The organism is Streptomyces sp. NPDC037389 (assembly GCF_040636475.1).
GTDB classification, from domain to species: domain Bacteria; phylum Actinomycetota; class Actinomycetes; order Streptomycetales; family Streptomycetaceae; genus Streptomyces; species Streptomyces hesseae.
Genome location: NZ_JBEZUS010000011.1, coordinates 51,325 through 63,414 on the forward strand (window position 1 = coordinate 51,325; position 12,090 = coordinate 63,414).

Annotated in this window: 8 protein-coding genes and 1 pseudogene; 6 read left to right on the top strand and 3 right to left on the bottom strand. The window is 74.7% G+C overall.

The annotated features are described in order from the left end of the window. Positions 1-137: 137 nt before the first annotated feature. The 3 genes from AB0E98_RS24185 to AB0E98_RS24195 all read right to left on the bottom strand — a co-directional run bounded on the left by AB0E98_RS24185 (position 138) and on the right by AB0E98_RS24195 (position 3,276). Positions 138-1,139 (bottom strand): Gfo/Idh/MocA family oxidoreductase, encoded by a 1,002-nt coding sequence (locus AB0E98_RS24185; RefSeq protein ID WP_361706446.1) that lies wholly within the window; start codon positions 1,137-1,139, stop codon positions 138-140. Between the two features lie 23 nt (positions 1,140-1,162). Beyond that, positions 1,163-2,194, bottom strand: a complete 1,032-nt coding sequence (locus AB0E98_RS24190; RefSeq protein WP_361706448.1) for a Gfo/Idh/MocA family oxidoreductase — start codon at positions 2,192-2,194, stop codon at positions 1,163-1,165. A 143-nt stretch (positions 2,195-2,337) separates the two neighbouring features. Continuing rightward, complete coding sequence (locus AB0E98_RS24195) at positions 2,338-3,276, bottom strand: sugar phosphate isomerase/epimerase (RefSeq protein WP_361706111.1); 939 nt, start codon at positions 3,274-3,276, stop codon at positions 2,338-2,340. Positions 3,277-3,514: 238 nt separating this feature from the next. On the opposite strand from AB0E98_RS24195, the gene iolC reads away from it, so the two are divergent. The 6 genes and pseudogenes from iolC (at position 3,515) to AB0E98_RS24225 (ending at position 12,057) form a co-directional block, all read left to right on the top strand. Continuing rightward, positions 3,515-4,543 carry a 5-dehydro-2-deoxygluconokinase gene (gene iolC, locus AB0E98_RS24200; protein WP_361706113.1) on the top strand — a complete coding sequence of 343 codons (1,029 nt, stop codon included), beginning with the start codon at positions 3,515-3,517 and terminating at the stop codon, positions 4,541-4,543. Next, on the top strand, positions 4,540-5,418 hold the full coding sequence (locus tag AB0E98_RS24205; RefSeq protein WP_361706116.1) for a deoxyribose-phosphate aldolase: 879 nt from the start codon (positions 4,540-4,542) through the stop codon (positions 5,416-5,418). Before iolC ends, AB0E98_RS24205 begins: the two co-directional genes overlap by 4 nt. A gap of 61 nt (positions 5,419-5,479) precedes the next feature. Further along, entirely contained in the window at positions 5,480-6,325 is an 846-nt protein-coding gene (gene iolB / locus AB0E98_RS24210; RefSeq protein ID WP_361706119.1) for a 5-deoxy-glucuronate isomerase, read from the top strand. Then, complete coding sequence (gene iolD, locus AB0E98_RS24215; RefSeq protein WP_361706122.1) at positions 6,322-8,220, top strand: 3D-(3,5/4)-trihydroxycyclohexane-1,2-dione acylhydrolase (decyclizing); 1,899 nt, start codon at positions 6,322-6,324, stop codon at positions 8,218-8,220. Before iolB ends, iolD begins: the two co-directional genes overlap by 4 nt. Before the next feature lie 29 nt (positions 8,221-8,249). Next, positions 8,250-9,734 (top strand): annotated as a pseudogene (locus AB0E98_RS24220) (CoA-acylating methylmalonate-semialdehyde dehydrogenase); the annotation flags it as partial. A gap of 172 nt (positions 9,735-9,906) precedes the next feature. Continuing rightward, on the top strand, positions 9,907-12,057 hold the full coding sequence (locus tag AB0E98_RS24225; RefSeq protein WP_361706124.1) for an FUSC family protein: 2,151 nt from the start codon (positions 9,907-9,909) through the stop codon (positions 12,055-12,057). The last annotated feature ends 33 nt before the right edge of the window (positions 12,058-12,090 follow it).

Genomic DNA, 12,090 nt, shown 5'->3' on the forward strand with positions numbered 1-12,090 from the left:
CGACGGAGAGTGATCACGCGCGAGGGCCTGTCGGCCTTCTGTGACGGAAGGCTCGCGCCGGTGTGACGCTCGTAACAGGAGGGTGACTTGGTAACAGCGGGCGGGCCCGGCGGTCGGCCGGTCCCGCCCGGCCGGTGTCAGCCGACGTCGGCCAGGCGGACCGGCCGGGCCTCCCGCCGGGAGACCTCGCACGCCTCGGCGATGTGGAGGGCCCGCAGCCCCTCCGCCCCCGGGCAGGGGTTGCCCCCGAGCCCCCGCGCGGCCCGGACGAACGCCGCCAGTTCGGCCCGGAAGGCGTCCTCGAAGCGCTCCTGGAAGTCCGTCCAGGGCCGCCGAGGGGCGGCGGGGCCGCCGGGCTCGGCGGAGGTCAGCGGCGCCCGGTCGTCCAGCCCGGCGACCCACTGGTCGCGCTCCCCGGACAGTTCCACGCGCACGTCGTAGCCCGCGCCGTTGTACCGGGTCGAGGTGGCCGTGACGAGCGTGCCGTCGTCGAGGGTGAGCAGGGCCGCGGCGGTGTCCACGTCGCCGGCCTCGCGGAAGAAGGCCGCGCCGCCGTTCGCGCCCCGCGCGTACACCTCCGTCACCTCACGCCCGGTCAGCCAACGGACGGCGTCGAAGTCGTGGACCATGCAGTCGCGGAACAGCCCGCCGGACAGCGGCAGGAAGTCCGCGGGCGGCGGCGCCGCGTCGGAGGTCACGCACCGGATGGTGTGCACCCGTCCGAGCGCCCCCGAGCGCAGCGCCTCGCGCGCGGCCAGGAACCCGGCGTCGAAGCGCCGCTGGAAACCGATCTGGAGCAGCGTGCCCGCCGCCTCCACCTCGCGCAGCGCGGCGATCGTGCCGGCCAGGTCCAGTGCGACGGGCTTCTCGCAGAACGCGGGGAGTCCGGCGCGCGCCGCACGGGTGATCAGGCCCGCGTGGGAGGCGGTCGCGGTGGCGATGACCACGGCGTCCACGCCCGCCGAGGTGAAGACCTCGCCCACCGTGCGGGCGGGGCGGGCCCCCACGGCCTCCGCGAGGCCCGCCGCGCGCCCGGGCTCGGCGTCGGCGACGACCAGCTCGGCGACGCCCTCGGTCCCCGCCAGCCGGGCCGCGTGCCGGGAGCCGATCCGCCCGGCGCCGAGCAGCGCGACCCGCAGACCACCGGTCATCGGCCCACCGGTCATCGCGGCGGGGCGGCGTAGAGGGCGGGGCGCTCGGGGAGGACGACCGGCACGCGTTCGCCGGTCGCCTGGGCCCGTACCGCCGCCTCGCAGACCACGGCGGCCGCGTAGCCGTCCCAGACGCTCGGGCCTGTCGTCCCGCCGCGCCGGACGGCGTCCACCCAGGCCTGGACCTCGCGGTCGTAGGCGTCCTGGAAGCGGGTGACGAAGTCCTGTGCGATCTCCCCGCCCCACCGTCCGGCGGTGTGGACGGTCAGCCCGTGCGCGTCGCCGATCCGGGCGGTGCCGCGCTCGCCGACGGCCTCGCAGCGCACCTGGTAGCCGAAGCCGCAGTTGACGAAGATCTCGACGTCGACGACCGCACCGCCCTCGGTCTCGAACAGTACGAGCTGGGGGTCGCTCAGCCCTTCCGGGGCGCCGGAGGAGGGGGTGGGGCGCAGCACGGTGACGGCGGTGATCTCCTCGCCCAGCAGCCAGCGGGTGGCGTCGATCTCGTGGACGACCGAGTCGTTGATCGTCATTTGGCTGGTGTAGCCGGGCGGTGTCGAGACGTTGCGGTGGGTGCAGTGGAGCATCAGCGCGCGCCCGAGGTCTCCGGCGTCCAGGAGTGCCTTCAGACGCTGGTATTCGCTGTCGTAGCGGCGCATGAAGCCGACCTGGACGCGTCGGCGGCCCAGCCGGGTCTCCGCCTCCAGCACCCGGCGCGCGGAGGCGGAGTCCGGGGTGAGGGGCTTCTCGCACAGGACGGGCAGGTCGCGCGCGAACGCCTCCAGCAGGGCCTCCTCGTGGGCGGGGCCGGGGGAGGCGATGAGCACGGCGTCCACGTCGTCCGAGGCCATGGCGGCGGCCGGGTCGGTGTGGGCGGCGCAGCCGTCGACGCGCGCGGCGGCCGCCTCGGCGCGGTGCGGGTCGATGTCGACGACGGCGGTCACCCGCGCCCCGCTGATGGCCTCGTCGAGGCGCCGGACGTGGTCGGCGCCCATTCTGCCGGTGCCGATGACGGCCACGCCGAGCGTTCCGTGTTGCGTCATTGCGTGTTCCTCGGTGCTGGTGCGTGTTGCCTTGTGCCTTGGTACGGGCGGGCGTTCCCGGGTGCTGGTGCTGGTGCTGGTGCTGGTGCTGGTGCTGGTGCTGGTGCCGGTGCCGGTGAGCGCGGTGATGCCGGTGTGCGCGGTCACGCGCCGCAGGAGCGCAGGAAGGCGCGGGTGCGTCGGGCGATGGGCAGCGGCTTGTCGGGCGGGCACGGGTACATGTCCTGCTCGACGATCGCGAAGAGGTCGACGCCGAGCCCCTGGGCGGCCGTCAGCACGGGTTCCAGCGCCGGTACGCCGCGCGGCGGTTCGCACATGACGCCCTGCCGTACGGCCGGGCCGAAGGGCGTGCCCCGCTCGACGACGTCGGTCAGGATCGCGGGGTCCACCTGCTTGAGGTGGAGGTAGCCGATGCGTTCCCCGTAGGTCTTGATGAGCTTGACGCTGTCGCCGCCGCAGTAGGCGTAGTGCCCGGTGTCCAGGCAGAGGCTCACCAGCGTCGGGTCGGTGGCGTCGAGGAAGCGCTCGACGTGCTCCTCGGTGGCGATGTGGGTGTCGGCGTGGGGGTGGACGACCAGGGAGAGCCCGTAGGCGTCGCGCACCTCGGCCGCGAGCCGTTCCGTCCCGGTGGTCAGCGACCGCCACTGGCCGGCCGTCAGCTCCGGGCTCTCCAGGGCCTCGGCGGTCTTGTCGTCCCGCCAGAAGGAGGGGATGGCGACGAGGTGGTTCGCACCCGTGTCGCGCGCCAGCGCGGCCACGCGGGAGACCTGCTCCCAGGTCTCCTCCCAGACCGCCGGCCCGCGGTGCAGGGCGGTGAAGACCGTGCCCGCCGACACCTTCAGGCCCCGGCTCCCGGTCTCCTCGCGCAACCGGGCGGGGTCGGTGGGGAGATAGCCGTACGGGCCGAGCTCGATCCACTCGTAGCCCGCCTCGGACACCTCGTCGAGGAAGCGCCGCCAGGGGAGCTGGGCCGGGTCGTCGGCGAACCACACGCCCCAGGAGTCCGGCGCGGAGCCGACCCGGATCCGGTCCAGCGCGGGGGGCGGTGACGGGCTGCGGTCGGGGGCGCGGACGCTGTCCATGCGGCGGCTCTCCTCTCGCCGGTCGGCGCTGACCGGACAAGGGCTCGGGTTGCCCGTAGCCTCCCGGCTGGGCCGGGGAGTGTCAAGGCTACGTCCGGACATAAGGACGTAACGTCAATAGCCGGTCGGTGGGCCCCGGCGCGGGGACGTCCGTATGTAAGGACAAATGCTTGACATGGATGTCCGCGCCCGGCTAGACCTGGGCCCCGGATCGTGCCGACGCGCGGAGGGGAAGACCATGACCGGTCCCTACGACCTCATCACCATGGGCCGGCTCGGGGTGGACCTCTATCCGCTGCGGACCGGGGTCTCGCTCGCGGAGGCCGACACCTTCGGGAAGTTCCTCGGCGGCTCCGCGGCCAACGTCGCCGTCGCCGCCGCCCGGCTCGGCCGCCGCACCGCCCTCGTCAGCCGCACCGGCGACGACCCCTTCGGCCGCTACCTCCACGACGAGCTGCGCCGCTTCGGCGTCGACGACCGCTGGGTGACGCCCGTGGCCGCCTACCCCACGCCCCTGACCTTCTGCGAGATCCATCCGCCGGACGACTTCCCGCTGTACTTCTACCGCCGCCCCAAGGCCCCTGACCTGGAGATCCACACCGCCGAGCTGGACCTGGCCGCCATCCGCGCCGCCCGGGTCTTCTGGATCACCGGTACGGGCCTGAGCGAGGAACCCAGCCGCGGCGCGACGCTCGCCGCCCTCCGGGAACGGGCGAAGGCGCGGGCGAGGACAGGGGCGGAGGGCGGGATCACCGTCTTCGACCTCGACTGGCGGCCCATGTTCTGGCCGGAGGGGCCGTCCGCCGCCCGTCCCCTGTACGAGCGGGCCCTCGCCCACGCGACGGTGGCGGTGGGCAACGCCGAGGAGTGCGAGGTCGCCACGGGGGAGCGGGACCCGTACGCGGCGGCGCGGGCGCTCCTCGCGGCCGGGGTCGAACTCGCCGTGGTCAAGCGGGGCCCGAAGGGCGTCCTCGCCGTCCACCGCGACGGCACCGTCGCCGAGGCGGCCCCGGTGGAGGTCGAGGTCGTCAACGGCCTCGGCGCCGGCGACGCCTTCGGCGGCGCGCTCTGCCACGGACTGCTCGCCGGCTGGGACCTCGGGCGCGTGACGCGCTACGCCAACGCCGCCGGGGCCATCGTCGCCTCCCGGCTCGCCTGCTCGTCGGCGATGCCGACGCGGGACGAGGTGACGGAGCTGCTGGCCCGTGCGGACGGGAAAGCCCGTGCCGGGAAAGCCCGTGCGGCCGGGAAAGAGGGCGTCCGGTGACCGTCCGCATCGCAGACCTGCCGCGCGTGCGCAGCCGGCACCCCGAGGCCATCGCCGAGGCCGCCGCCCGGCGGGGGCGGCGCCCCCTCGTCGGCGACAGCGGCCGGCTGATGATCGTCGCCGCCGACCACACGGCACGCGGCGCGCTCGACGTCGGCGGCCGGCCCCTGGCCATGGCCAACCGCGCCGACCTGCTGGAACGCCTGTGCCTGGCCCTCTCCCGCCCCGGCGTCGACGGTGTCCTCGCCACCTCCGACATCCTCGACGACCTGCTGCTCCTCGGCGCGCTGGAGAACAAGGTCGTCATGGGCTCCATGAACCGCGGCGGTCTCGTCGGCGCCGCGTTCGAGATGGACGACCGCTTCACGGGGCCGCGCGCGGACGACCTCGTCCGGCGCGGCTTCGACGCGGGCAAGCTGCTGCTGCGCATCGACCACGACGACCCCGGCTCGCTCGCCACGATGGTCTCCGCCGCCCGCGCCATCGACGCCATGGCGGAACGACGGCTGCCGGTCTTCGTCGAGCCCTTCCTCTCCCGGCGCGTCGACGGCCGGGTCCGCAACGACCTGAGCGCCGAGGCCGTCACGAAGTCCATCGCCATCGCGTCGGGCCTGGGCTCGACGTCCGCCTACACCTGGCTGAAGGTGCCGGTCACGGACGACGCGGACGCCATGGCCCGGGTGATGGAGACGTCGACGCTCCCGGCGGTCCTGCTGGGCGGTGACGTGGGCGACGACCAGGACGCGATGTACGAACGGTGGCGGACGGCGCTGCGGCTGCCGACGGTGCAGGGCCTGGTGGTGGGGCGGGCGTTGCTCTATCCGGCGGACGGGGACGTGGCGGCGGCGGTGGACACGGCGGTGGGGCTGCTGTGACGCCGCGCGACCCCCGCCCACGACCCCGGCGGTGCCGAACTCAGGAGAGCCGAGACAGCGCATGACCCATGACCTGGACATCACCCCCGAAAGCGCCGGCTGGGAGCACTCCTCCCTCCGCGTCCTCACCCTGCCCCCCTCCGGCGCCCACACCTTCGAAACCGCCGACAGCGAATGGATCGTGCTGCCGCTCACCGGCGGCTGCACCGTGCGGACGGGAGAAGGCCAGGCCTTCGAGCTCCACGGCCGCCCCAGCCCCTTCACCGCCGTCACCGACTTCGCCTACGTCCCGCGCGACGCGCACGTCACGCTGACCTCCCCGGCGGGCGGCCGTTTCGCCCTCGCCGGGGCGCGCTGCGAGCGCAGCCTGCCCGCCCGTTACGGCCCCGCCGAGACCGTTCCCGTCGAGCTGCGCGGCACGGGCGTCTGCTCCCGGCAGGTCAACAACTTCGCCGCGGCCGGCACGTTCGAGTGCGACAGGCTCATCGCCGTCGAGGTCCTCACGCCGGGCGGCAACTGGTCGTCCTATCCGCCGCACAAGCACGACGAGCACCTCCCGGGCCGGGAGTCCCGGCTGGAGGAGATCTACTACTTCGAGATCGCCGAGGGCCCCGGTGGTGCTCCCGGCCTCGGCTACCAGCGGGTGTCGCCGTCCCACGACGGCGGGACGGACGTCCTCGCCGAGGTCCGCACCGGCGACGCCGTGCTGATCCCCGACGGCTGGCACGGCCCGTCCATCGCCGCGCCCGGCCACGACATGTACTACCTCAATGTGATGGCCGGCCCCGGCCCCGAGCGGGAGTGGCTCATCCGTGACCACCCCGACCACGCCTGGATCCGCGGCACATGGCCCGACCACCCTGTGGACCCCAGGCTTCCGCTCTATCACCCGGGAGAGGACCGATGACCCGACCGTCCCGCCCGACCCGCCGCCTCACCGTCGCCCAGGCCCTCGTGGCGTTCCTCGCCCACCAGTACACCGAGCGCGACGGCTGCCGGCAGCGGCTCGTCGCCGCGTGCTGGGGCATCTTCGGCCACGGCAACGTCGCCGGGATCGGGCAGGCCCTGCTGGAGACCGGCGACGGACTCCCGTACCTCCAGGGCCGCAACGAGCAGGCCATGGTCCACGCGGCCGTCGGCTACGCCCGCCACCGCGACCGGCTCTCCGCCCACGCCGTGACCACCTCCATCGGCCCCGGCGCCACCAACCTCGTCACCGGCGCGGCCCTCGCCACGATCAACCGGATCCCGGTGCTGCTCCTGCCCGGCGACACCTTCGCCGGCCGCCCCGCCGACCCCGTCCTCCAGCAGCTCGAACACCCCGGCGCGGGCGACGTCTCCGTCAACGACTGCCTGCGCCCCGTCTCCCGGTACTTCGACCGGATCGTCCGCCCCGAAGCGCTGATCCCCGCCGCGCTCACCGCCGTGCGCGTACTGGCCGACCCCGTGGAGACGGGGGCCGTCACCCTCGCGCTGCCCCAGGACGTCCAGGCCGAGGCGTACGACTGGCCCGAGGAGTTCTTCGCCGACCGCGTCTGGCACGTCCGCCGCCCCGCCCCCGACCCGGCCGAACTGGCGGCGGCCGCGCGGGCCGTACGGGCGGCCCGCCGCCCGCTGCTGATCGCGGGCGGCGGCGTCCACCACAGCGAGGCCGAGGACGCCCTGCGCGCCTTCGCCGACGCCACCGGCATCCCCGTCGCCTCCACCCAGGCGGGCAAGGGCTCGCTGCGCCACGACCACCCGGCGGACGTCGGCGGGATCGGCCACACCGGCACGGCCGTCGCCGACGCGCTCGCCCGCGCCGCCGACCTCGTCATCGGCGTCGGCACCCGCTACAGCGACTTCACCACCGCCTCCGCGACCCTCTTCGCCGCCCCGGACGTCCGCTTCGTCAACCTCAACATCGCCCCGTACGACGCCCACAAGCTCGCCGGGCTGCCGCTCGTCGCCGACGCCCGCAGCGGCCTCGAAGCGCTCACGGAGGCCGTCGCGGGGCACCGCGTGCCGGACGCCTACGCCAGTGCGTACACCGCCGGGAAGGCCGAGTGGGAGACGGCCGTCGCCCGCGCGTACGCCCCGGACGACGGCCGGGGCGACGGCGCCCGGCCCACCCAGGCCCAGGTGCTCGGCGCGCTGGACTCCGTCGTCGGCGACGAGGACGTGATCGTCAACGCGGCGGGCTCCCTCCCCGGCGATCTCCACAAGCTGTGGCGGACCCGCTCCCGCCGCCAGTACCACCTCGAATACGGCTACTCCTGCATGGGCTACGAGATCCCCGGCGCCATCGGCGTCGCCCTGGCCGACCCCGGTTCGCCGGTATGGGCGCTGGTCGGCGACGGGACGTATCTGATGATGCCCACCGAGCTCGTCACCGCCGTGCAGGAGGGCATCCCAGTCAAGGTGATCCTGGTGCAGAACCACGGCTACGCCTCCATCGGCGGCCTTTCGGAGGCCGTCGGCGGCGAGCGCTTCGGCACCGCCTACCGCTTCCGCGCGCCCGACGGCACGTACACCGGCGCCCCGCTGCCCGTCGACCTGGCCGCGAACGCCGCCTCGCTCGGCATGAGCGTGCTCCGCGCCCGTACCGCCCGCGAGCTGCGCGCCGCGCTGGCCGAGGCGCGTGGCTCCGACCGGCCCACATGTGTCTACGTGGAGACCGAAACGGCCGACACTGTGTCCGGGGCGCCCCCCGCCCAGGCGTGGTGGGATGTGCCCGTCGCCGAGACCGCGACCCGCCCGGCGGCCGTGTCGGCCCGGGAGGAGTACGACCGCAACGCAGCCGCCCGTCGCCGTTACCTTTGACGTAGGAGAGGTCGCAGCAGATGAAGACCGTCAACCACTGGATCGACGGCAAGTCCGTCGAGGGCACCTCCGGAACCTACGGGCCCGTCACCGACCCGGCCACGGGCGCCGTCACCACGCGCGTCGCGTTCGCCACCGCCGAGGAGGTCGACGCGGCCGTGGCCGCCGCCAAGGCCGCCTACGGCACCTGGGGCGGCTCCTCCCTCGCACAGCGCACGGCGGTGCTCTTCCGCTACCGCGCCCTGCTCGACGCCCACCGCGAGGAACTCGCCGAACTGATCACCGCCGAGCACGGCAAGGTCCACTCCGACGCCCTCGGCGAGGTCGCGCGCGGCCTGGAGGTCGTGGAGCTGGCCTGCGGCATCACCCAGCAGCTCAAGGGCGAGCTGTCCACGCAGGTGTCCAGCCGGGTGGACGTCTCCGCCATCCGCCAGCCGCTGGGCGTCGTCGCGGGCATCACGCCGTTCAACTTCCCGGCCATGGTGCCGATGTGGATGTTCCCGCTCGCCATCGCCTGCGGCAACACGTTCGTCCTCAAGCCCAGCGAGAAGGACCCCTCGGCCGCGATCCGCCTCGCGGAGCTCGCCGCCGAGGCCGGGCTGCCGGACGGCGTCCTCAACGTCGTCAACGGCGACCGGATCGCCGTCGACCGGCTCCTGGAGCACCCGGACGTCGCCGCCGTCTCCTTCGTCGGCTCCACGCCCGTCGCCCGCCACATCCACACCACCGCCTCCGCCAACGGCAAGCGCGTCCAGGCCCTCGGCGGCGCCAAGAACCACATGCTGGTGCTGCCCGACGCCGACCTCGACGCCGCCGCGGACGCCGCCGTCTCCGCCGCCTACGGCTCGGCGGGCGAGCGCTGCATGGCGATCTCGGCGGTCGTCGCGGTCGGCGGCACCGGGGACGAACTGGTGGCGAAGATCCGCGAGCGCGCCGAGAAGATCAAGATCGGCCCGGGCGACGACCCCACCTCGGAGATGGGCCCGCTGATCACCAAGGACCACCGCGACAAGGTCGCCTCCTATGTGCGGGGCGCCGCCGCCCAGGGCGCGGAGGTCGTCCTCGACGGCACCGGCTTCACGGTCCAGGGGTACGAGAACGGCCACTGGATGGGCCTGTCCCTGCTCGACAAGGTGCCGACCGACGCCGACGCCTATCGCGACGAGATCTTCGGCCCGGTGCTGTGCGTCCTGCGCGCCGGGACGTACGAGGAGGGCCTGGCCCTCATCAACGCCTCGCCGTGGGGCAACGGCACCGCGATCTTCACCCGTGACGGGGGCATGGCCCGCCGCTTCCAACTGGAGGTCGAGGCGGGCATGGTGGGCGTCAACGTGCCCATCCCGGTGCCGGTGGGCTACCACTCCTTCGGCGGCTGGAAGCACTCGCTCTTCGGCGACCACCACATCTACGGGAACGACGGCGTCCGCTTCTACACCCGGGGCAAGGTCGTCACCACCCGCTGGCCCGACCCCCAGGACGGCGGCGTCGACCTGGGCTTCCCGCACCACCGGTGATTTCAGCCCGCCCGGGGGCACCTTCCAGTGGTAGCCAGGGGAGTTCGAGGACCGGGGGCCCGGGGCGGGGCCCCGGAAGAAACGGCGAAAGGGCGGGGACGGGAACCCCTCCACACCGACAAGGCGCACCCCGCACACCGACATGGCCGGAAATAAACCGTAGGCTCACCCCATGACCTGGGCCAACGCCCTGAAGAAGACCGCCCGCGCCGGGCTGACGATCGAGCGGATCACCCTCGAACCGCTCGTCGCCATCCGCGGCGCGTGCGGCGTGGCGATCGTCGTCGGCCTGATGCTGGCCTTCGGATCGCCCGCCCTCGCCGTCTCCTCCGCGTTCGGCGCGTTCGCCTCCGGTCTGGCGACCTTCCAGCGCAGCTGGCGGCCCCGCCCGCTGCTCGCGCTGGCGGTCGCGGGCGTGCTCGGCCTCAGCACCTTCCTCGGCTACCTCGCCGCCGCCCACCACGCCACCTTCGTCGCGCTGCTCGCCGTGTGGACCCTGCTGTCGGGCATGGCCTGGGCCGTCGGCCCGGTGACGGGGTTCGTCGCCACCCAGACGGTCGCGGTCATGCTCGTCACCGTCACCCTGCCCACCTCCGTCGCCGGGGCGGCCGAGCACGCCGCGCTCATCCTCGTGGGCGGCCTGGTGCAGGCGGCGCTCATCCTCCTCTTCCCCATCCGGCCCTGGGGACGCCAGCGCGACGCCCTCGCGGACGCGCTGGCCGCCGAGGCGGACTACGCGCGCCGGCTGCGCCACGACCCGGTCGCCCGCTTCGACCCCCAGCCGCTGATGGACGCCCGCAGCGCCGCCGAGCTGACCCCGCGCCAGGCCCGCGGCCGGCCCCGGCAACTGGGCGGCCCGCGCGGGGTCGCCGAACGGATCCGGCCGGTGCTCGCCTCCCTCGCCGATCCCGTCGTGGGCGCGCCTCCGGAGGGCCCCGGCCGGGACCGGGCCCGGGAACTGCTGGGCGCCGCCGCCGACGTCCTGGACGCGGTCGCGCGCGCCATCCGCCGGGGCCGGCCCGTGCGGGTGACGCCCGAGGTGATGGCCACGCTGGAGGTGCCCGAGTCCGGACCGCGCCTCGACGGCGCCGCCCGCCGCTCGGCGCTGCGGCTGATGGCGCTACTGGCCGACGTCGTGGAGGCCAGCGACGAGCCGCTGCGCGCCACCCGGCCGACGCCGGAGAAGGAGACGCCGGAGAAGGAGACGACGGAGAAGTCGACGACGGAGAAGTCGACGCCGGAGAAGGAGCGGCGGCATCTGCTGCGGCCCACCATGGCCGGGCTCGTCCCCGTGGGCTGGCGGGCGCTGCGGCGCGAGGCGCGCTGGTCCTCGCCGGTCGGCCGGCACGCGGTGCGGGTGACGACGGTGGCCTGCGGGGGCTACCTGCTGGGCACGGCGCTGCCGCTGGGCCACGGCTACTGGGCGCCGATGACCTCGGTGATGGTGATGCGGCCCGACTTCGCCCAGACCTATCAGCGCGGTGTCGCCCGCTTCGTGGGCACGTTCGTCGGCGTCTGGGCGGGCGCGGGCATCACGGCGCTCACCCATCCGGGGCCCGAGGTCTGCGCGGCGCTGGCCGTGGTGAGCGTGGGGCTGCTGTATCTGCTGATGGGGACGGGCTACACCGTGGTGTCCGCGTGCATCGGCGCGTACGTCGTCTTCCTGCTCGGCATCGCGGGGGAGGGCTGGTCGCAGACCGTGCAGGCCAGGCTGGCGCTGACGCTGCTGGGCGGGGTGCTGGCGCTGGCCGCCTACGCGCTGTGGCCCAGCTGGGAGACGCCCCGGCTGCGCGACCGGCTGGCCGACTGGCTCCGTACCAACGGCGACTACGCGCTGGCGGTCCTGGACGCCCACGCCCGGCCGGAGAACCGGAAGCGGCGGGTCCGCGAGGCGCTGCTGGACGCGCGGGCGGCGCGGCTGGAGTGGGAGGACGCGGCAGCCCGCGCGCTGAAGGAACCCGTGCGCCACCGGGGCATCTCGCGCGCCGCCGAGCGGGCGGCCGAGTCGGCGCTGGCCACACTCGGGCGGGCGGCGATGCTGATGGAGGCCCATCTGCCCGGCCCGGACGCCGAACCGGACCCCGGGGCGGGCGAGTTCGCGGCGGCCCTGCGCGCCGCGCTGCCGGACGCCGTGGCGGCGGTACGGGAGCGGCGGCGGCCGGACTGGTCCGGGCCGCGCGCGGCACTGGCCGCCTGGGTCGCGCGGGTCGGCGACGAAGGGGTGGCGGTACGGGGCTCGGAGCTGCTGCTGGAGGCGCTCGACGAACTGGCCGAGGCCCTCGCGCCGGGCCGGCAGGGGCGCAACAGGGCGGCGCGGCGCTGAGCCCGTTGGGTCCGCCGAGTCTGCTGAGTTCGT